The following is a 21,456-nucleotide window of genomic DNA, read 5'->3' as shown; positions in this document are numbered from 1 at the left end:
GTCTGAAGCGTGATCACGACGCCAGGACTATGCCGACCTTCCCGTCGGCTGCCCGTCGCCGACATGCACGATCATGGCCGACGTCGGCATAGTCCGGAGGTCGGCATAGGACATCACCGAGCACTGGACCCGTGAAGGCAAGCTCTACCTCTGCGCGATCAAGGACGTCTACTCCAACCGGATCGTCGGCTACTCGATCGACTCACGGATGAAGTCCAGGATCGCGGTCTCTGCGCTCGACAACGCCGTCGCGCGCCGCAACGCCGAAGGCGTCGATGTGGCCGGTTGCGTCCTGCACACCGACCGCGGGTCGCAATTTCGCTCCAGGAAGCTGGTCCACCAGCTCAACCGCCACGACATGGTCGGCTCCATGGGACGGGTCGGCGCGGCCGGCGACAACGCGGCGATGGAGTCGTTCTTCTCGCTGCTGCAGAAGAACGTCCTCGACCGTCGGTCCTGGAACACCCGCGAGGAGCTGCGGATCGCGATCGTGACCTGGATCGAGAGGACCTACCACCGACGCCGTCGGCAGGCCGCTCTCGGGCGGTTGACCCCAGTCGAATACGAGTTGATCATGAAGCCCGCCGCCATCCAGGCGGCCTAACCCCGACTGTCACCCGTCCGTGCAGCAGACCCCGGCGTCGGATGCCGGAGAAGGACCCTTCTAGTTCGCTCTCCTTGGCCCTCAGCTCGTATTGACAGCCGAACGAGTGTCTCGGATTCCTTGATCCTGTTGTTGAACGACTGTCGAGAGGGGCCCGTCGTAGAGCCTGTCGACGTCGCTCGAAACGAGGCCCAACCTCGCACGGGCGCCGCTCCTGGTTAGCTCGTCTCGTGCGCTCAGGCGAACGCCAAGCCTTCGAACGCTCCGGAGTCGCGCCACTCGTCCATGTGGCCGAAGAACGCCCTGGCGCCCTTCGGGTAGCCCACGATCATCCGGTCGCTGAGCGGCTCTCCGCCCTCGTTGTTGTAGTACCCGGGAGTGCAACCGTTGTTGGGGAAGGCGAAGATGCCGTCACGCAGAACCTCGAGCCAGGCGTTCTGGGCCTCCTCAGTCACGTCGACCGTCTTGAAGCCGTGGTCGCGGGCGTGCTTCAGGATGGTCCCGATCGTCTTCACGTGGTCGACGATCACGGTCGGGAAGTTGATGCCGAACATCGATCCCTGCGCGATCTGGACGATGAAGAGGTTGGGGAACCCGTGTACCTGCAGGCCGTGCAGGGTACGCATCTCGTCCGCCCAGGCGTCCCGCAGTGACTGGCCGCCTCGACCGATCACCTTATAGCCGATGATCCAGTCGGGGTCGATCACACCCCCCTGGAAGCCGGAGGCCCACACGATGCAGTCGACGTCGTACTCGACGCCATTGGCCACGAGGCCACGCTCCGTCACGCGCTCCACGCCCTTTCCGTCGGTGTCAACCAGGTGCATCGACGGACGGTTGAACGCTTGGAGATAGAAGTCGCTGAAGGTTGGTCGCTTGCACATGCGCGGATACCACGGCTTCAACTTCTCGGCCGTATCTCCATCCTCGACGATCGAGGAGATACGCTCCCGAAGTTCCTCCATCTTCGTGAAGTCGGCATCCTCGTACGCCGTACCCATCCGCTCGGGCGTTGCCTCGTCGGCCGGGACCGCGTTGAGCGCGGCCCGGACCCGGCGGTAGAACCCGATGAAGCCGTGGTCGTCGAGGGGGTTGGGCACGTCCACGCCTGCCGGCGGGCGTCCGAAGAGGCCGTCGAAGTTGACCATCAAGTTCTCGTGAAGGCGGTCCTGCCAGCCGGGCTCCGATGCGATTGCCCGCACCTGATCGGGGTCCAGAGGTCCGTTGCCTCTGATGTCGACGGAAGAGGGTGTCCGCTGGAAGAGGTAGACCTCGGCGGCATCGCGGGCGACCTCGGGAACTACCTGGATCGCCGTCGCGCCGGTGCCGACGACGGCGACCTTCTTGTCCGCCAGATTGGTCAGGGTCGGGCCAGCCATCGGGTCGCCGACCGGGGCGCCGCCGGTGTAGGCGTAGTCCCAGCGGCTGGTGTGGAACTGCTTGCCGGCGAACGATTCGATTCCCGGAATGCCGGGCAGTTTCGGAGTGGGGAACCCACCGGGGGCGATGCCGAGGTAGGTCGTGGTGAAGCGGTCACCTCGGTCGGTGATCACCAACCATCGGGAGTTCTCCTCCTCCCAGATGATCTCCTGCGTCTTGGTGTGGAACAGGGCGTTGTCGTACAGCCCGAAGTGCCTGCCGATTCGCTGGCAGTGCTCGAAGATCTCGGCTCCCGACACGTACTTTCGCGTCGGTACGTAGCCAGTCTCCTCCAGCAGCGGCAGGTAGACCAGCGACGGCGTGTCGCAGCACACGCCGGGATAGCGGTTCCAGTACCAGGTGCCGCCGAAGTCGCCGGCCACCTCGACGATCCGCGTGTCCTCGATGCCCTGCTTCCGCGCCTCCGCGGCGGCCGAGAGGCCAGAGAACCCGCCACCGATGAACGTGAACGTCACGTGATCGGTGACCGGCTCACGCGGCGCCACTGAGGTCCAGGGGTCCAGCGCCAGCTCCGAGGGGAGCTGGACGTAGTTGTCACGCCCCCCAGCCTGAAGCCGCTTGTCGCGCTCCTGCGCGTACTTCGCACGCAGGGCATCCTTGTCGATGCTGTCAGACGACGTGGTTGAACTGGACATCTACCCTCCGAACGGATCGAGATCGACTACCGCGAAAGGACCGTGGCGCGCTGAACGATCGATCGATTTGCGGTCACCATTGAGTATGTGGTGCCCATCATGCCAAGTCAAGGCACCGACGAGCCTCAGCTGAAGTACTCGCGAAACCTCATCGGTGCCTCAGATGAGAATGCCCGCGAAGGTCGCGATGCTCAGCGGGAATGGGCAAGGGGTTGTCGATGGGCTCGCGGGCAGAGATCACGCACCGGTACGCCGCGGAGTACGCGAGGGCGTCCAAGACCGGCTAGCTCGGCGTGATGCCCAGCCAGGTTGAACAACCTGGCTGGGCATCACATCTAGGACTAGCCGCAAACACCCCTGGACCGGCTCGTCCTCGCGGGCGTGCTCGCCCCGGGACAGGTCGCCGAGCTGATCACCTACCGGGACTCGCTCAACCCGGCCCAGATCGCCCGGACATCGCATCGCCGTGCTGCAACAGAGCCTGCTGAACCTGGCTGGGGAAGAGACCGACCGGCTCTACCTCGCACCACTGCCGCACCCGCTTCCCAACGTCCGCAAGGGAGTCCGGGTCAAGGCCAGTTGACGGGCATCCCTCAACTGACCCACCCACGCGGGGCCGCGGGCAATCCCTTCTGAGGCACGGACCAATCACTCACGGGCACTTGCATTCGGAGGCACTACGGGCACGTCCCCGTTCGCCTGACGGCGCAGGACCTTGGGCCGGCGGCCCCAGACGCAGGACCACTTCGACGAGGTATGTGACCGCTACCAGGAGGTTATCGCTCGACGCTTCGCGACGCTCATCGAGCTTGACTTGCAGGCACTGGAACATCTCATACATCGCCAGCATGTTGTCGCGCGTGTCCCCCAAGGAGGCACCCGTTCACGGCGGTCATCGCGACGTCGATCGACCATCGCTTGAAGGCGGAGGAGGTCCTCGCGCGGCAAGCCCAGCAGTTCGGCACTTGGAGGGGACCGGCACTGCGAAGGCCGTCACGAACGCCACTGGCGGTTCGCGCGTGATCTGGTCGACCAACTCATCGCCGACAGTCGGGACAATGCCCACGGTGGCCTTGATCCGCTCAGGCGTGAGTCCACGGTTGGCCTGCCGCCGTTGACGCACATGGACCGGCGGGTCGGCGCTAATGAGCACCTCCGCATCAGGGCCGTCCCTCAACTTGCCGAGCTTGCCACCAAGACCAGGGTCTGCAGCGACAACCGATTGGACTCCCTGCACCATGAGTCTGGTAGCTACTGGTCCGCAGAGGCATTCTCGAGGAGAAGACCCTCGTGTTGCGTGTGCCATCTGGCAGACCTCGTTCGCAGATGGAGAAGAGGCACTTGATCGACCGCTGGTCCCGTTGGACCAGCGGCGGGAAACGAGACATAGTGGCCTCCGCGCATTGAACGATCGATCACCCCTGGTTGCGCTTGGTGCACGTCACGTCACGTCTCGCCGAGGGGCCCTCGCCCGGTATCTGGACCGACCACAGCTAATTGACCCCACGGGAGGGGCGCCGGTATGTTCGCCAATATTGGCTCCAACCGGGGCGTGTCGCGGGACCAACCAAGAAGGAGCGCAGGTTGCTGGGCGTTGGAGGCTACGTCTCGAACATTGCGCGTGCGTATCCGAACCAGGTAGCGCTCGTTGACGTTCCGGCTGCCGAACAGTTGACGTATGCGGAACTCGACCGACAGACCACCGCGACGGCCATCGGGTTGCTCGGTCTGGGCTTGGCGCCCGGCGATCGAGTGGCATGCTGGATGACGACCGGGATCGACTACGCGCTCGCGTATCTGGCCATTGCCAAGGCCGGGCTGGTCGTGGTACCGATCAACGAGCGCTACCAGCCCCATGAGGCAGAGTTCATCATCTCCGATGCTGCTCCGCGCGCCCTGATCTTCGCCGACGCGCTACGCGACAAGGTCGATGCCCTCACCATGCGCGGAGAGCTCATCCTCGTCGCAGCCCGAGATCGAGGCTCAGCACAGACCACGATCTCCGACCTCGCGGGCGCCGCCTCTGCCCGGGCGAAACTGGCGCCTGTGTCGTGGTCAGCGCCTCTGGCAGTCGCCTATACCAGCGGCACGACCGGCTTTCCCAAGGGCGCGCTACTGACCCACGACAACGTCTATGCCTCCAACGTATCCAACTGCATTTCCTACAGGCTGCCTCGCTACGGCGTCGCGCTGTTCAACGCGTCGATGTCATTCACCGGCACCGTCCTTGGCCATCTGCTGCCGCAATTGATGTCCGGTTGCACCGTCGTCATGCCCGGGCAACCAGACCCGGAACGGATCGTGCGGACGATTCTGGACCGTGCCGCCGACTTCGCCAATGTTCCCGTCCCGCTGATACCCGCGTTCGCCGAGACCTGTGCAGCCATGGGCACGACCCTTCCGTCACTGACCACGCTTCTTCAAAGCGGAGGCAAGGCCAAGCCCCCTGTGCTCGCGGAGCTGAACGAGCGGTTGTCCGGCCGATTGATACTGGCCTGGGGGATGACGGAGGTATCGGGCGCGGCGGGCGCGGCGACTACAAAGGCAGACATGCTCCGAGCGCTCGCAGGTGAGACGCACATCCTAGCCACGGTAGGACGAGCGACAACCGGAGTCTCAGTGGCCGTGAGCGACGAAGGTGAACTCCTCCTCCAGTCGCGGGCCGCGGCCTCAGGGTATTGGAACCGCGACGAGGCATCACGAGGGGCATTCCGCGATGGCTGGTACCACTCCGGTGACATCGGCACTAAGGACGCCGAGGGGTTCATCACTGTCAGCGACCGCCGGCTCGACCTGATCGTTAGCGGCGGTGCCAACGTGTACCCCAGCGAGGTCGAGCGCGTGCTCGAGGAGATCGACGGAGTCGCCGAGTCTGTGGTGGTCGGGACTCCCCACGAGCGTTGGGGGCAATCCGTGACGGCTGTCGTGGTTCGATCCCCGGGATCTGTGCTCACCGACGCAGAGATCCTCGCGTACTGCCGTGCCCATCTGGCGGACTACAAGAAGCCGACCAAAGTGCTTTTCACAGACGACTTCCCCCGGAACCCGAGTGGCAAGATCCTGCGTGAGCGGGTGCGAGACCTCGCCACGAGCGAGACCACGACCCAGGCATTGTGACCGAGACATGGTGACCGAGACATGGTGAGCGGCATGACCGACAGCTCTACAGCCAACGACCTGCCTTCCTATGCAACCATCGAGTTGCGTAGAGACGGCCCTCTGACCTGGCTGATCCTCAATCGCCCACACCGCGCCAATGCGCTCAGCCAGCAGGCAGTCGGCGAGTTGCTCGCCGCGCTCGACTGGCTCGCAGACGACGACGCGACGCGGGTGGTCGCCATCCGTGGCGAGGGCAAGAACTTCTGCGCCGGGTTCGACCTCGCCGGCGACGACGAGGCGGTGGGTGAATCAAATGGTCGCCAACCGATCCAGGATCACGACCGCCTGCGTCGCAACATCGAGCGGTTCTTCCGTATCTGGGATCACCCCAAGCCGATTATCGCGGCCGTCCACGGACACTGCCTCGCGGGCGGAACCCAGCTCGCAACCCTGTGCGACCTCACCATCATCGCCGACGACGCCAAGGTCGGAATCTCCTCACTTCCCATCGGCGGTGGCTACATCACACCGATGTGGCTGCCACTGATCGGACCCAAGCGAGCCAAGCAGGTTGCCTTCCAACCCGGCGAACACATCTCGGGGGTCACGGCGGCTGAGTGGGGCTGGGCCAACTACTCCGTTCCCGCCGACGAGCTCGTGTCCGATGTCACCGCCCTCGCGCACCGCATCGCCCGCACTCCAGCTGGAACACTGCAGATGAAGAAGCTGGCGATCAACCGTCTCGCCGACCTGCAGGGGTATCGCGCCGCCGCGATGCTGGGAGCCCAGACCGACGCGCTGCTTCACACCACGGTCGAGACCGAGTACTGGTGGGCGTTGCTGCGCGACGAGGGGCTCGCCGCCGCGCTACGCGAGTTCAAGGGCCAGAGCGATCAGTAGCGGCGGATCAAGACCACACACGCGGAGCACCCAGGTGAATCCCATCGCGATCAGCGCGCGCGACCTGCTCACCACGACTCGGTCGGTCAGGAAACGGCTCGACCTTGGCATTCCCGTATCACGTGAGGAGATCTCGGCCTGTGTGGAGATCGCGCTTCAAGCTCCGACGGGCACCAACCGACAGGGGTGGCGGTTCATCGCGGTCGATGACCCAGCAGCGAAGGTGGCCTTCGCCGAACTCTACCGCCGGTCGAAAGGAGGATACGGTGGCATCGACGTCAGTCGGCTGACACCCGATGACCCAAGAAGCGTCCGGGCAACGCAGGTCAACACCTCAGTCGATCACCTTGCCGAGATGCTGCAAGACGTGCCGGTCCTTGTGATACCTCTGCTGCGCGGTCGATACGACAACACCTTCACAGCACACCAAGCGGCGACCTTCTATGGCTCGATCTTCCCCGCGGTGTGGTCGTTCATGCTGGCGGCCCGCCTACATGGCCTGGGCACGACGCTGACCACCATGCACCTGCGCTACGAAGCCGAGGCCGCAGAGATCCTCGGTGTGCCGTTCGACAAGTACACCCAGACTGGCCTGATTCCCGTCGCGCGCTACACGGGCACAGACTTCAACACCGCTGCCCGCCTCCCAGTCAGCGACGTACTGGCGTGGAACACGCTGTGACGGCACGACCGGGAGCCCACAGTGGCCCCCTCCCCCTCACCTCCACTGAAGCTATCGGACGCGTACCCGCAGGCGCGCACATCGTGATCCAGAGCGGAGCTGCCGAGCCGACCACCCTGACTCGCGAGTTGGCCGAACAGGCGACGCGCCTAGGCGGCGCGGTGCTCACCACCGGGGTCCTGCTCGGTGGCTACGACGCGATCACGCGGGCGGGCTCCTCGCTGAGCCTCCGAACTTGGTTCCCACCGGGCACGCTCACGAAGACGGCAGTCGACGCTACGCGACTGGCGTACCTTCCCCTCACCTGGCGGCAGGTCCCAGACCTCATCGACCGCACCCGCTTCGACGTCGCTCTGCTCCATGTCAGCCCACCAGATAGCCGCGGCTTCCACAGCTTCGGTATCAGCACGAGCTTCGCTACGAGCATGGCCAAGTCCGCCGACCTCGTGATCGCCCAGGTGAACGAGCACATGCCCTTCACCCTCGGCGACTCACTGATCCATGAGTCCGAGCTGGACATCCTCGTGCCCGCCAGCGAGCCTCTCCTGACCTTTCCCCGTCGGGATCCAACGCAGCTGGACAAGGAGATCGCGCTGCAGGTCATCGATCTCATCCCGGACGGAGCAGCGCTCCAACTGGGCGTCGGGAGTGCCCCTACGGCAGTCCTCGAAGCGCTCTTGGCCCGCGGCGCACGCGGGCTGCACCTGGTAGGTCAGCTCAGCGACGCGGCGCGCCGGCTACTCGAGGCCACCGAAGGCGCCCGCGCGACGATCGGCGAGATTGGCGGCTCGGCGGAGCTGTACGCCTGGTCCGACCACCATCCCGCGATTCGGATGACGGACGCCCGGGTGACCCACCAGCTCACCACTGACGTGCACCGCCCACCGTTCATCAGCGTCAACAGCGCCATCGAGGTGGACATGTTCGGCCAGGTCAACACCGAGTACGTCGACGGTCGGCCTACCGGTTTGATCGGCGGCATCCTCGACTTCCACCTTATCGCTCAGTCCGATCCGCGGAATCTCTCGATCCTTGTGATGCCCTCGATCGCCAAGGGTGGCCAGAGCCGGATCGTGTCGCGACTGGGGTCGCCGGTGGCGGTGCCACGCGCCCTCGTCCAGCTCGTCGCCACTGAACACGGCGTCGCGGATCTGCGCGACTGCAGCGTCGACGAGCGCGCAGCCCGTCTGGCCTCCATTGCGCATCCGGATCATCGAACCGCTCTCCGCACGGCATCTAGGCACTCGCCCTAACTCGGCGAAGGTGCAGAGACCGGTCACATTCCCACGCAAGAGGACAAGAGGAAGCGGCCTATCAAGATCTGGGAGGGCGACAGGCCTCACCGAAGCCGCCGCTGAGGATCTCGGCCCGCAGAAGTTCGCGCACCCTGCGCGTCGAGTCCATGCTTCGAGCCCGGGTGACTTGAGGCCAGCCATTAGCCAAGCCACGCGAAACCGTCTCCCATATTGGAGCCAATATGGCTATAGTGTCATCGGAACATGATCGGGGGTCGCTCCGTAGCCGCTCAAACACAGCGGCGCACGTTGACCCCGGTACGCCATCACCACGTCCTTGAGGGGTGCACACTTCATGCCAGTCCGGATCGGCTGCGGTATCGGGTTCTGGGGCGACGACATCGACGCTCCGCTGCGCCTCGCAGAACAGGGACCTCTCGACTACCTCGTGATGGACTTCCTGGCCGAGGTCACGATGTCGATCCTGAAGAAGCAGCACCTACGCGACCCCGCGAAGGGCTTCGCGACCGACGCCGTCAACGTCATCGCCTCCCTAGAGGACCAGCTTCGCACCACCGACTTGAAGGTGGTCACCAATGCCGGCGGCGTGAATCCGAGAGGTTTCGCCGCGGCGGTCAAAGCCGCCGTGGGCGAGCAATACGCCGTCGCAGCTGTCAGCGGAGACGACATCCTCGCCGACATCGACCGCGTCCGGGGACAGGCGACGCTGGTCAACATCGATGACGGCCGGGCGTTCGCCGACATCGCCGAGTCCGTGCTCTCGGCGAACGTCTACCTCGGTGCTCGTGGGCTCGCCGAGGGACTTGAGGCCGGTGCCCGCGTTGTTGTCGCCGGTCGCACCACGGACACAGCACTCGTGCTCGCACCGCTCATCGCGGAGTACGGATGGGCCGAGGACGACTGGGACCGCCTCGCGGCCGGGATCGTCGCCGGTCACCTCATCGAGTGCACTGGACAGGTCACCGGCGGCTTCCACCAAGACGACTGGAAGTCAGTGCCCGGTATCGAGCTTGTCGGCTACCCACTCGTGGAGGTTGAGGAGGACGGCACCTTCGTCGTCACCAAGCCCGAGGGAACTGGGGGCTTGGTCAACATCGCCACCGTCACCGAGCAGCTGATGTACGAGATCCAGCACCCCCGCCGGTTTGAGACACCGGACGTGACGGTGGACTTCACCAGCCTGACTCTCGAAGACCTCGGCAATGACCGGGTCCGGGTGACCGGAGTGCGAGGAGCTCCGCCGCCACCCACGCTGAAAGTCTCGATGACATACGCCGACGGCTGGACGACTACCCTGCTGTGGCCCTATGCCGAGCCCGACGCGGTCGAGAAGGCCCAGTCGACGTTGAACCGCATGGAGAAGACTGTGGAGCGACTCGGGCTGCGGCTCGAAGAGACTCGCGGCGACATCTTCGGCACGGGGGCAATCGTTGGGTCTCGAACCGCACTGCCCGACTACGAGCCGCGGGAGGTCCTCGCCCGCTTCGCCGTACGAGGGCGCTTCCGAGAGGACGTCGATCGACTCGCGATCGAGCTCGCCCCCGCCTACATCGGGGCACCCGGCCTCGCTGGATTCGTGGGAGGTGGTCGCGGGCGCGTCAGCCAGGTTGTCAGCCACTGGCCAGCCCTGATCCCGCGCGAACTCGTCAACGTCACCACGACGGTGTCCTAACCGATGATCCGCGTCATCGTCTCAGAACCCCCGCTGGCCCAGCCGGCACACTCGGAGAGGAGTCGAAGCCTGTGAAGATACGTCTCGGCGAACGTGCCTACGCCCGCTCCGGCGACAAGGGCGCGAACGCCAACATCGGAGTGGCCTGCCGCTCCGCCGACGACTACCCGAAGCTGCTCCAGGTCCTCACCATCGAGGCGGTGGGTACTTACTTCGCCGACCTGCCGGTCACGGCGATCGAGCGCTACGAGATGCCGAACCTGTGGGCGGTCAACTTCATCCTCCGCAACGCCTTGGACGGCGGCGCCGCCAGGTCGCTGCGCCTGGACCCGCAGGGAAAGACCCTTGGGGAGTCGATCATGCAGATGCCTGTGGAGTGGCCGGAGTCATGACCCTCGAACCGAGTTTCGTCACCGACTTGGTCCAGACCCGACGCGACGACAAGATCCTCGTGGTCACACTCGCACGGCCGGAGAAGCGCAATGCCCTGAACCTGGAGATGCGCAGGGGCCTACGTGCGGCATTCGACCTTCTCGACGCCGACCCGACGCTCGCCTGTGCGGTGCTGACCGGGCAGGGCACAGTCTTTTGCGCTGGCGCGGACCTGGTCGAGCTTGCCGCGGAGTCGATGGGCGTCCCGCCGCAGGAGATGACACTGCTGCTGGGGTCCTCGGGACGTACCACCAAGCCCGTGGTCGCGGCCGTCAACGGCCCCGCAGCCGCAGGCGGATTCAAGCTCCTGCTCGACTGTGACCTCGTGGTGGCAAGCGACAGTGCCTGGTTCGAGGTCTCCGAGGCGCGTCGGGGACGGGGCTCACCGTGGGCGGTGCCGCTGAGCACAATGGTGTCCCAACGCGTCATGTCCGAGCTCCTCCTCACCGGTGCGCCGATCTCGGCTGACCGCGCTCTATCAGCTGGCCTCGTGAACGCCGTGGCGTCGGCCGAAGATGTTGTCGCCACGGCGATGGGAATGGCTCAGCAGATCGCGGCCAACGCACCGCTCAGCGTTCGTGCAGCGCGCGAGGTCATCGCGCTCTGTTCGCGAGTCGGGCAGCAGGAGGCACGACATCTGGCTGACGTCATCTATCGCGAGGTCTACCTCAGCGAGGACGCACAAGAAGGCCCACGTGCGTTCGCCGAGAAGAGGCCACCGGTCTGGCAGGGCCGCTAGACACCGCCACCCACCCACCGCACTGGAGTCCTCATGAACGCCGCCATCAGTTTCCCTCACCACCAGACCCACCGTGAGTTGCGGGAGGCCGCAGCTGGGCTGGCGAGCCGGTTCTCTCTCGACTACTGGGAGGAGCACGACCAGCAGAAGAGGTTCCCCGAGGAGTTCTTCCAGGCCTTCGCCAAGGCCGGCTTCCTCGGCGTGGTGATCCCCGAGGAGTACGGCGGGGGCGGCGGCACGCTGACCGACCTGGCAGTGATCCTCGAGGAAGTCGCCGCATCCGGGGGCGGCCTGAACGCCTGCAGCGCCGTCCACATTCCCCTGCTGCTCGTCCCCACGCTGCTGGCGCACGGCACCGAGCAACAGAAGGCCGACATCCTGCCGCGAGTGGCCGCCGGTGAGCTCTTCGTCAGCTTCGGTGTCACCGAACCCGACGCGGGGACAGACACCACCAAGACGAGGACCTTCGCCAAGAAGGTCGAGGGTGGCTTCTCGATCACCGGGACCAAGGTCTGGAACTCTGGCGCGCTGCGCGCCGACAAAGTGCTGCTGCTAACCCGCACCTCCCACCCCGAGGAGTCGCAGAAGTCCGGCGAAGGGCTAACCCTGATCCTCACCGACTTCAATCCGGACACCATCGAGGTCAAGCCGATTCCCAAGCTCGGCCGCAACGCAGTCGCCTCCGCGGAGCTGTTCATCACCGACCACTTCGCCGCCGACTCTGACGTGATCGGCTCGGTCGGACAAGGCTTTTACCACCTCCTCGGCAGTCTGAACGGCGAACGCCTCCTACTCGCCTCCGAAGCACTCGGGATGGGCCGCTGGTCACTCGGCCAAGCGATTCGCTACGCCAACGACCGAGTGGTCTTCAACCGGCCGATCGGCAAGAACCAGGCAGTCCAGCACCCGCTCGCCCGGGGCTACCTGCACCTCATGGCAGCCGCGTCGATCGTCCACACCGCATTGACCGCCTACCAACACGAGGGCGCCGCCAACATCGGGACGCTGGCCAACGCCGCGAAGTACCTCGCCACCGAAGCATCCTTCATGTGCAACGACGACGCGATGCAGACCTTCGGTGGCTACTCCTTCGCACGCGAGTACCACGTCGGCCGGTACTGGACGGAGTCACGGCTGCAGCGCATCGCGCCGGTCAACAACCAGATGGTGCTCAACTACGTGGCCGAGCGGGCCCTGGGCCTGCCGCGCAGCTACTGAACGAACCGCGAGCCGAGAGGACAAGTCGTGGGCAAGTACGCACAAGCACACCGCCGAAGTCTGGAAGATCCTCCTGGCTTCTGGGGCGATGCCGCCCGAGCCATCGACTGGGTCACGCCCCCCGTCGAAGTCCTCGACGCTTCCACGCCGCCGTTCTACAGGTGGTTCCCCGACGCGACCTTGAACACGTGTTGGAACGCCGTTGACCGCCATGTCGACCGCGGGAACGGCGAACGCGCTGCCCTCGTCTACGACAGCCCCATCACCGACACGAAGAAGACCTACACCTACCGTGAGTTGCGTGACGAGGTCGCCACGTTCGGACGTGCTCTCCTCAACTTGGGCGTGACCCCCGGCGACCGCGTGGTGATCTACATGCCGATGATCCCGGAGGCGGTCATCGCGATGCTGGCCTGCTCACGCATCGGCGCCGTCCACTCCGTCGTCTTCGGTGGCTTCGCGCCCAAGGAGCTGGCCGCACGCATCGACGACGCCGTGCCTGTGGTCATCGTCTCCGCGTCCTGCGGCATCGAGCCCTCCCGGGTCGTGGAGTACAAGCCACTGCTCGACGCGGCGCTCGCACTCGCGCGCCACCAACCCAGCGGCGTGGTCATCAAACAGCGTCCCCAAGCCCGCGCCGAGCTCAGCTCACCGCGCGACACCGACTGGGACGCGGCGATGGCCGCTGGTCGCACCGCGCCAGCCGAATGCGTCGCCGTCGCGGCCACCGACCCTCTCTACATCCTCTACACCTCGGGAACGACCGGGAGCCCGAAAGGCATCGTCAGAGACAATGGCGGACATGCCGTCGCAATGGCGTGGTCCCTGGCGAACGTCTACGACATCCACGAGGGCGACGTGTGGTGGGCGGCATCCGATGTCGGCTGGGTCGTCGGTCATTCCTACATCGTCTATGCGCCCCTCATCAGCGGTGCGACGACCGTCTTGTACGAAGGCAAGCCCGTGGGGACACCGGATGCCGGAGCCTTCTGGAGGGTGGTCGAGGAATACTCGGTGGGGGCACTGTTCACCGCGCCCACCGCCATCCGGGCCATCAAGAAGGAGGACCCGGACGGTCGACACATGGCGGCACACGACCTGTCGTCGCTGCGTACGTTGTTCCTCGCCGGCGAACGACTCGACCCCGACACTTACCACTGGGCCTCCGCGAGGCTCGGAGTACCGGTCGTCGACAACTGGTGGCAGACCGAGACGGGCTGGCCGATCGCCGCCAACCTACGTGGCCTGGAGTCGATGCCCATCAAGCCTGGATCGCCCTCTGTCCCGGTGCCCGGGTACGACGTGCGCATCCTCGATCAAGATGGCGTCGACCTCGGTTCCGGCGAGGAGGGAGCCATCTGCATCCGGCTCCCCATGCCTCCCGGCACCCTCCCGACCTTGTGGAAGGACGACGACCGCTACATCGCGTCCTACCTCTCGCAGTTCGACGGCTACTACCTCTCAGGCGATGGCGGGTTCCTGGACGAGCAAGGCTACTTGTTCGTCCTGGGACGCACCGACGACGTCATCAACGTCGCTGGACACCGCCTGGCTACCGGCCCCATGGAGGCGGTCGTCGCCGGCCACCCGGCAGTCGCGGAGTGCGCAGTCATCGGCGTCGAAGACCAGCTCAAAGGACAGGTTCCCCGAGCCTTCGTCGTCCTCAAGGCGGGCATCTCGATCGACCCTGCCCAGCTCGGCGCAGAGTTGAACGCCATGGTTCGCGACGGGATCGGTCCCATCGCCGCGCTCAAGAGCGTCTCCGTTGTCGACGGGCTTCCCAAGACCCGCAGCGGCAAGATCCTGCGCAAGCCCATGCGCGAGATCGCTGACGGCAAGCAGGTGCAGGTCCCGCCCACGATCGAGAGCGTCGATGTGCTGGACGTCTTGCGCCCGATCCTGCGCGGGGACCAGGCCGACCGCAAGTGAGGAACACGATGGGAGACGAACGACGGGCGGGCCTGTCGGCAAGGTTGACCGCCATCTTGGCGGAGGCATGGGCAGGCCCTGTCCAGATCCTGGACCTGACCCGGCTGACTGGTGGGGCGAGCCGGGAGACGTGGGCGATCGACCTCCTTCGCGAGGGCAGCCCCTGTAGAGCGGTCCTTCGTATCGAGCCGAGCTCGCGAGGCAACCCGACTCTGCTGCTGGAGACAGCTGGTCTCGCCGCGGCCCGCACGGTCGATGTATCCGCCCCCGAGGTCTACGCCTCAGGCAGCGACGACGTGATCGGCGGGAGCTATCTCGTGCTGGAGTTCGTCGAAGGCGAGACCATCCCTCGCAAGATCCTCCGAGACGAGACCTTCGCCGACGCGCGTCAAGACCTCGCCCGACATCTGGGTGAGACACTCGCCCGGCTGCACTCCGCGCGGCTTGAGCGGCCCGAACTGCTCAGGACCGTCACCGATCCGCTCGAGGAGATCGAGCAGCGCTACCTCCGTGGCGCGCTGCCGCCCGGGCTGGCGCTCGCCCTGCGGCACCTTCGCGACCATCCAGTGCAGCGCTCACGAACGACACTGGTCCATGGAGACTTCCGTCTCGGCAATCTCCTGATCGGACCCGACGGTCTACGAGCCGTGCTGGACTGGGAGCTGGTCCACTTCGGCGACCCGGTCGAGGACCTCGGCTGGCTCTGCGCGAAGGTCTGGCGCTTCGGCTCACCGCTCCCTGTTGGTGGATTGGGAAGCCGCGCTGACCTCCTGGATGGCTATGAAGCGATCGCAGGCTGGCGGCCGTCGCCGGACCAGCTGGCGTGGTGGGAGCTCTACTCGACCCTGAAATGGGGGCTGATGTGTCGGATCATGGCCGACCAGCACCTGACCGGTGAACGCCCATCGGTCGAGCTGGCCGCCATCGGCCGGCGAGCATGCGAGCAGGAGTTCGACGTCCTGCTCGCCCTGGGGCACGACCGGCCCGGCGGCGGGACCGACGTCCTGCAATCCGAGCAGCAGACGACCCCAGACCTCTACGGCCGACCCGATGCGGGCGACCTGGCACGCGGGGTTCAGGCGTTCCTCGACGAGGTGCGTGCCACCGGTGGAGCCGCAGGTTTCAATGCGCGCGTCGCCAACAATGTGATGGACATGCTCCATCGAGAGTCACTGCTGGGCCCGGCAGCCCGGATCGCTCACCACGACCGACTCAGCACCCTGCAGCTTGCCAACGACGACGCCCTGACTGCCGCAATCCTCGACGGCTCACTTGATGACCAGTGGGACGAGGTCGTCGCGACCGTACGCCAAGCAGTCAGAGACCGCCTCGCCGTGAGCAACCCCGCCCACGTGGACAAACCCGACTAGTCCCAATACCGTTCAGTTAAGGTTACGACGGTGTAGTTTGGTGGCATGCCGCGTGCTGGATGGAGGAAGCCGGAGACCGAGCGACGCTTGTCTGATCTGGTGTCGGTGGGGGTGCTGACGCGGGTGTTCCCGCCGGAGTTGGTCGACGATGTGATCGCCAAAGTGGGGCGGACCGAGCGTCGGCATCGGTCGTTGCCGGCGCGGGTGATGGCGTACTTCTCGATCGGGATGGCGCTGTACTCGGAGGGCTCTTATGAGGCTCTTGTGACGCATCCGTGGGTGCTTGAGCGCGCCTGAAGCGTGAGCACGCCGTTCCCTGTCTAGGTTTCTGAGCTGTTGAGGAACCGAAACCAGTGAGCGGAGAACGGCGTGCAGAACGCCACCTTATGGCGCGCCCTGTTGGGGGTCGAGAAGACGGTCGTGGAGGACATCGAGTTCGACGAGGACGAAGAGCTGTTGGTGGCCCATGTGCGGCCGCGGAAGCGTGCTCGCGGTCGTTGTGGACGGTGCGGGCGACCTTCGCCTGGCTACGACGCCGGAGAAGGCCGGCGACGGTGGCGGGCACTGGACCTAGGCACGATCCAGGTCGTGCTCGAGGCGGACGCACCGCGGGTGAGGTGTCTCGAACATGGCCCGACGGTCGTCGCGGTGCCCTGGGCACGGCACGCGGCCGGCCACACAGTCGTGTTCGACGAGCAGGTGGCCTGGTTGGCCACCCAGTGCTCGAAGAGCGCGGTGGTCGAGCTGATGCGGATCGCCTGGCGCACCGTCGGCGCGATCATCACCCGGGTCTGGGCCGACGTCGAAGCCCTGCACGACCGGTTCGCGGACCTGCGACGGCTGGGGATCGATGAGATTTCGTACAAGCGCGGGCACCGATATCTGACCGTGGTCGTCGACCACGACAGTGGTCGGCTGGTGTGGGCCGCACCGGGCCGTGACAAGGCAACCCTGGAGAAGTTCTTCGACGCCCTCGGCCCCGAGCGCAGCGCCCAGATCACCCACATCTCTGCAGACGGGGCGGACTGGATCAGCACGGTGGTCGCACAGCGGTGTCCGAACGCGGTGCGCTGCGCTGATCCGTTCCACGTTGTCCGCTGGGCCACCGACGCGCTGGACGAGGTCCGCCGGCAGGCCTGGAACGAGGCCCGTGGCGCCGTCACCCAGCGCCGCGCCGGACGAGCCAGCGGCCAGGCGAAGGCACTCAAACACGCCAGGTTCGCGTTGTGGAAGAACCCCGAGAACCTCACCCTCCGGCAGCGGGCCAAGCTCGCCTGGGTCGCCAAGACCGATCCGCGCCTGCACCGCGCCTACCTGCTCAAGGAAGGCCTCCGGCTGGTGTTCCAGCTCCCGCACGACGAGGCCGAAGAGGCCCTCGACGTCTGGATCGGCTGGGCCCGTCGCTGTCGGATCTCGGCCTTCGTCGATCTGCAACGCCGGATCGTCAAGCACCGAGCCTCTATCCTCGCCGCGATCGAGCACGGCCTGTCCAATGGACGCATCGAGTCGGTAAACACCAAGATCCGACTGATCACCCGGGTCGCCTTCGGCTTCCGCTCACCCGAAGCCCTGATCGCCTTGGCCATGCTCAACCTCGGCGGCCACCCACCAGTGCTCCCCGGCCGCAAATGACCCACGGAAGGGTCAGGAGAGCCTCTTATGAGGACGTGCTGGCTCAGTTGACCGATGGTCTTTCGTGGGCCTCGGGCTGGACCGAGGAGTACTCCCCGCCGAGCAAGTCCGCGATCTTCCAGGCCCGGGCCAGGCTGGGCGCTGAACCGCTGAAGGAGTTGTTCGAGCGGGTTGCCAAGCCGATCGGCACCGATGAGATGCCAGGAGTCTGGCTCGCCGGTCGGCGGCTGGTTGCGATCGACGGCACGTGTCTCGATGTCGCCGACACGGCAGTCAATGCCGAGCACTTCGGCCGGCCGGGGGTGAACAAGGGCGAGCAGGCAGCCTTCCCCCAGGCTCGCGTGGTCGCGTTGGCCGAGTGTGGCACGCACGCGGTGTTCGCCGCCGAGGTCGGCACCTACTCGACATCCGAGGCCGTCTTTGCTGATCGTCTCGTGGACCGGTTGGCGCCAGGGATGCTGCTGACCGCGGATCGCGGGTTCTTCTCCTACGCCCTGTGGCGCAAGGCAATCGCGACCGGGGCGGACCTGCTGTGGCGGATCCGCACCGACAAATCCGCCCCCAAGCCGGTCCATGTCGAAGACCTGCCCGACGGCTCCTGGCTGGCCGACCTACAACAGACCCACTCCAAGGCCGCGCGGGCTGCGGAGCCGATGCGAGTGCGCGTCATCGACTACACCCTCGACGACGGCCGCGAGAACACCACGTCGTATCGGCTCTTCACCACCATCGTGGACCCGGGCGAGGCGAGCGCGACCGATCTGGCCGCGGCCTACGCGCAACGGTGGGAGATCGAGTCGACCTTCGACGAGCTCAAGACCCACCAACGCGGCCCGAGGACTGTGCTGCGATCCAAGTCGCCGGACCTGGTGCTCCAGGAGATCTGGGGCCACCTGTGCTGCCACTTCGCGATCCGCTCGCTGATGGCCGAAGCCGCCGCACACTCCGGGCATGATCCCGACCGGGTCAGCTTCGTTGCCGCGCTACGGATCACCCGCCAGACCCTCGCCCACCCGGGCGCCTTTCCCCCCTGACCAGCATGGGCGAGACAGTCCCGGCTGGCTGGACTTCCTACGCCGGCTGCTGCGACGACTCAACCCAGAGCGGCGACGACGGGCAGCACCGCGCGTCGTGAAGAGGAAGTACACCAAGTGGCACGTCAAACGCGCCGCCCACGCCACCTGGCCCCAACCCGGCAACACCACAACCATCTCCGTCGCGCGGCTAACTGAACGGTATTGCGACTAGTCCACAGCTAGTCCGAGGAGGATCAGATGCTGAGCACTCAAGCCCGGGCCATGAATGCCGCGCTGCGAGACCGAGGCGCGGGACTGCCAAGCGGCCAAGCGCCGACGCTGGAACAGATCCGGGAGCTCGCCGAGCAGTTCGGCTCGTGGGGAGCGCCCCTCGACGAGGTTCGGCACACGCCGGTCGACGTCGCGGGTGTCCCCGGGGAGTGGATCGTCCCGAGCTCGGCCGCCGACGGCGACGCCGTCCTGCTCTTCCTTCACGGCGGGGGGTACATGGTGTGTTCGGTGGCCAGCCACCGAACCATGATCGGGCACATCGCAGCGAGCAGCGGAGTCCGGTGCCTGGCGATCGACTATCGCCTGGCACCCGAGCACCCCTACCCAGCGGCGGTCGAGGACTCCCTCGCCGCCTACCAGTGGCTGTTGGACACCGGCATCGCGCCCTCTCGCATCGCGATCGGCGGCGACTCAGCCGGAGGTGGCCTCGTCATGCAGACACTGCTTGCGCTTCGTGAGGCAGGCGTCGCACTCCCCCGCGCCACGGTGCTTCTCTCGCCGTTCGTCGACCTCGGATGCGACGGGGACTCGATGACGACGCGAGCAGAAGTGGATCCCACCATCACCCGAGCCAGCGCGTTGGCCTCGGTCGACGCCTTCTTCCGCGATCACGACAGACGCGATCCCAAGGTCGCGCCCCTGCTCGCAGATCTCGGCGGGCTCCCGCCGACCTGCATCCAAGTCGGCGACCACGAGGTGCTGCTCGACGACGCCACCCGACTGGCAGAGCGCCTCAGCGACGCGGGTGTCGATGTCGCGATCGACATCTTCGACGAGATGACCCATGTGTTCCAGCGCGCCGCCGGCAAGGTGCCCGAGTCCGACGAGGCCATCGCCCGAATCGGCGCCTTCATCGGCAGGAGGATCGCGCTCTTCCCAGACGGCTAGCGCAGGATCGGCAGAAGTCGATCCAGCGACACCTGCCTGTGGGCGCGCCACAGATCCGCCAGCAGGGCACCATCGCCGCTCACTAGGGCATCGAGCATCCGGTCGTGGTCATCGGCCACCGTGCCGACATCGGGCAGGAAGCTCAACGACAGGGCCCGGTAGGCGCCAGACATGCGTGTGATCCTGGCTATCTCTGCAACCAGGATCCCCAACGGCGAAAGCTCGAGGATGGCTTCATGGAAGGCATCGTTGAGCCTGATGCGCTCATCAACGTTCGCACCAGATGCTCGCAGCTTCTTGTTGATTCGTCCGATGCGAACTAGTTCCCGTTCCGTAGGCCGTCCCAGGGCGCTCAACACCTCAGTCTCGAGCAGGTCACGAGCGCGGTACAACTGAGCCATCTCATCGGCGCTGAACATCGCGACGAAGTAACCGCGGTTGCGCTCGTAGACGACCAAGCCCTCCGCATCGAGCACCTGGAGGGCCTCGCGAATGGGGCCTCGACTTATCCCGATCGACTGCGAGAGAACCTCTTGGCGCAACTGCTGGCCGGGCAGGAGCCGCCGGGTCATCACCATCTCGCGAAGCGCGGAGGCAGCCGCAGCCACGGCACCGTCTGCGGCTGGCTGCGTCGGGTCGGGTGTCGCGCGCACGATCAGACTCTAGCGCCCTCAACCGATGGGATCCACAACTGGTGCCAATCGGAGGCACCGCCAGCGTCGCCAATGTCGTAAGGCTACGTGCGGCTCCCACTGCTGGTAGCCATCAACGACCCCGCAGGATAGGCTCCAATCGTGGAGCCAAGCAGTTCCATGCGATCCCCGCGAAGGAAGCCAACGATGACAATACTGATCACTGGCGGAACCCGAGGCATTGGCTTGGGGGTGGCTCTGCGGTTTGCTGAGGACGGAGCCGATGTCCTCCTCAGTTACGCAGCCGACGACGCCGCCGCCGAGCGTGCGCGCACCGAGGTCAGCGCGCTGGGCGTGCGTGTCGAGTTGGTCAAGGCCGACCTCTCCACACCTGATGGACTCAGCGCCCTGGTGGACCGCGTCGGACAAGTGACTGACCAACTGGATCAGATCGTGCACTGCGCTGTGTGGCCTCATCGCGCGGCCACCCTGGAGATCTCCGAAGAAGAATTTGCCCGTGCCGTGTGGATGAACGGGTCCATGATCTTGTCGCTGGTCCAGCGGTTGCGTCCGCTGCTGGTACGCGGCTCCTCGGTGTACTTCGTCTCAAGCCGTGGCTCGAAGGTGGCAGTCCCCGACTACATCGCGGTTGGCGCGCCGAAGGCGCTCGCAGAGAGCCTGGTGAAGTACCTCGCGGCTGACTTGGCGCAGGCTGGCGTGCGTGTCAACACCATCTCGGTCAGCACGGTACTGACCGAGGCCATCAAGAGCGTTCGCCCTGACGCCGAGGAATACGCCGCCAAGATGGCGGCCAGGAACCCGAGCGGTCGCAACGTCACCCCCGCGGACGTCGGAGCGCTCATCCTCCACCTCTCACGCGACGACGTGGCGATGGTGACCGGCCAAGAGATCCTCATCGACGGCGGGATCTACTCCGCCGCCCGTTAGGACTCTGGACAGACCCTAAGCCGACCGCCCGGGCGCCCCGTGCAGACGAACCACAAGAGTCACGCGATGCGAT

15 protein-coding genes and 3 pseudogenes are annotated in these 21,456 nt (G+C 65.9%); 16 read left to right on the top strand and 2 right to left on the bottom strand.

Annotated elements, in window-relative coordinates:
- Positions 1 to 109 precede the first annotated feature (109 nt).
- A pseudogene (locus ACUP6Y_RS09960) lies at positions 110 to 604 on the top strand (IS3 family transposase); the annotation flags it as partial.
- Between the two features lie 236 nt (positions 605 to 840).
- Here ACUP6Y_RS09960 and ACUP6Y_RS09955 read toward each other — a convergent pair.
- Positions 841 to 2,679, bottom strand: a complete 1,839-nt coding sequence (locus ACUP6Y_RS09955) for a flavin-containing monooxygenase (RefSeq protein WP_462555818.1) — start codon at positions 2,677 to 2,679, stop codon at positions 841 to 843.
- A gap of 1,584 nt (positions 2,680 to 4,263) precedes the next feature.
- On the opposite strand from ACUP6Y_RS09955, the gene ACUP6Y_RS09950 reads away from it, so the two are divergent.
- From ACUP6Y_RS09950 to ACUP6Y_RS09885, 14 genes and pseudogenes are all read left to right on the top strand, one after another.
- Positions 4,264 to 5,796, top strand: a complete 1,533-nt coding sequence (locus ACUP6Y_RS09950) for a class I adenylate-forming enzyme family protein (RefSeq protein WP_462555816.1) — start codon at positions 4,264 to 4,266, stop codon at positions 5,794 to 5,796.
- 33 nt (positions 5,797 to 5,829) lie between these two features.
- On the top strand, positions 5,830 to 6,678 hold the full coding sequence (locus ACUP6Y_RS09945; protein ID WP_462555814.1) for an enoyl-CoA hydratase-related protein: 849 nt from the start codon (positions 5,830 to 5,832) through the stop codon (positions 6,676 to 6,678).
- Between the two features lie 34 nt (positions 6,679 to 6,712).
- On the top strand, positions 6,713 to 7,360 hold the full coding sequence (locus tag ACUP6Y_RS09940) for a nitroreductase family protein (protein ID WP_462555812.1): 648 nt from the start codon (positions 6,713 to 6,715) through the stop codon (positions 7,358 to 7,360).
- 83 nt (positions 7,361 to 7,443) lie between these two features.
- A complete protein-coding gene (locus tag ACUP6Y_RS09935; protein WP_462555810.1) occupies positions 7,444 to 8,613 on the top strand; it encodes an acetyl-CoA hydrolase/transferase family protein in 1,170 nt (389 codons plus the stop codon).
- 337 nt (positions 8,614 to 8,950) lie between these two features.
- Positions 8,951 to 10,288 (top strand): acyclic terpene utilization AtuA family protein, encoded by a 1,338-nt coding sequence (locus ACUP6Y_RS09930; protein WP_462555808.1) that lies wholly within the window; start codon positions 8,951 to 8,953, stop codon positions 10,286 to 10,288.
- Positions 10,289 to 10,359: 71 nt separating this feature from the next.
- Positions 10,360 to 10,680 carry an AtuA-related protein gene (locus tag ACUP6Y_RS09925; RefSeq protein ID WP_462555806.1) on the top strand — a complete coding sequence of 107 codons (321 nt, stop codon included), beginning with the start codon at positions 10,360 to 10,362 and terminating at the stop codon, positions 10,678 to 10,680.
- Positions 10,677 to 11,459 carry an enoyl-CoA hydratase/isomerase family protein gene (locus ACUP6Y_RS09920; protein WP_462555804.1) on the top strand — a complete coding sequence of 261 codons (783 nt, stop codon included), beginning with the start codon at positions 10,677 to 10,679 and terminating at the stop codon, positions 11,457 to 11,459. Before ACUP6Y_RS09925 ends, ACUP6Y_RS09920 begins: the two co-directional genes overlap by 4 nt.
- Before the next feature lie 33 nt (positions 11,460 to 11,492).
- On the top strand, positions 11,493 to 12,677 hold the full coding sequence (locus tag ACUP6Y_RS09915) for an acyl-CoA dehydrogenase family protein (RefSeq protein ID WP_462555802.1): 1,185 nt from the start codon (positions 11,493 to 11,495) through the stop codon (positions 12,675 to 12,677).
- 27 nt (positions 12,678 to 12,704) lie between these two features.
- Entirely contained in the window at positions 12,705 to 14,606 is a 1,902-nt protein-coding gene (locus ACUP6Y_RS09910; RefSeq protein WP_462555799.1) for a propionyl-CoA synthetase, read from the top strand.
- Between the two features lie 8 nt (positions 14,607 to 14,614).
- Complete coding sequence (locus tag ACUP6Y_RS09905) at positions 14,615 to 15,976, top strand: phosphotransferase family protein (RefSeq protein WP_462555796.1); 1,362 nt, start codon at positions 14,615 to 14,617, stop codon at positions 15,974 to 15,976.
- A 45-nt stretch (positions 15,977 to 16,021) separates the two neighbouring features.
- Positions 16,022 to 16,246: pseudogene (locus tag ACUP6Y_RS09900) on the top strand (transposase domain-containing protein); the annotation flags it as partial.
- A gap of 99 nt (positions 16,247 to 16,345) precedes the next feature.
- Entirely contained in the window at positions 16,346 to 17,608 is a 1,263-nt protein-coding gene (locus ACUP6Y_RS09895; protein ID WP_462553224.1) for an ISL3 family transposase, read from the top strand.
- A gap of 23 nt (positions 17,609 to 17,631) precedes the next feature.
- Positions 17,632 to 18,642 (top strand): annotated as a pseudogene (locus tag ACUP6Y_RS09890) (IS4 family transposase); the annotation flags it as partial.
- A 264-nt stretch (positions 18,643 to 18,906) separates the two neighbouring features.
- A complete protein-coding gene (locus tag ACUP6Y_RS09885; RefSeq protein WP_462555794.1) occupies positions 18,907 to 19,803 on the top strand; it encodes an alpha/beta hydrolase in 897 nt (298 codons plus the stop codon).
- Here ACUP6Y_RS09885 and ACUP6Y_RS09880 read toward each other — a convergent pair.
- Positions 19,800 to 20,456: a GntR family transcriptional regulator gene (locus tag ACUP6Y_RS09880; RefSeq protein ID WP_462555792.1), complete on the bottom strand. Its 657-nt coding sequence runs from the start codon at positions 20,454 to 20,456 to the stop codon at positions 19,800 to 19,802. The genes ACUP6Y_RS09885 and ACUP6Y_RS09880 overlap by 4 nt on opposite strands.
- Positions 20,457 to 20,642: 186 nt before the next feature.
- On the opposite strand from ACUP6Y_RS09880, the gene ACUP6Y_RS09875 reads away from it, so the two are divergent.
- On the top strand, positions 20,643 to 21,383 hold the full coding sequence (locus ACUP6Y_RS09875) for an SDR family oxidoreductase (RefSeq protein ID WP_462555790.1): 741 nt from the start codon (positions 20,643 to 20,645) through the stop codon (positions 21,381 to 21,383).
- Positions 21,384 to 21,456 lie beyond the last annotated feature (73 nt).

The organism is Nocardioides sp. S5-5 (assembly GCF_054954065.1).
Note: the sequence above shows the minus strand (reverse complement) of the source record. Positions and strands in the feature narration are given on the sequence as shown.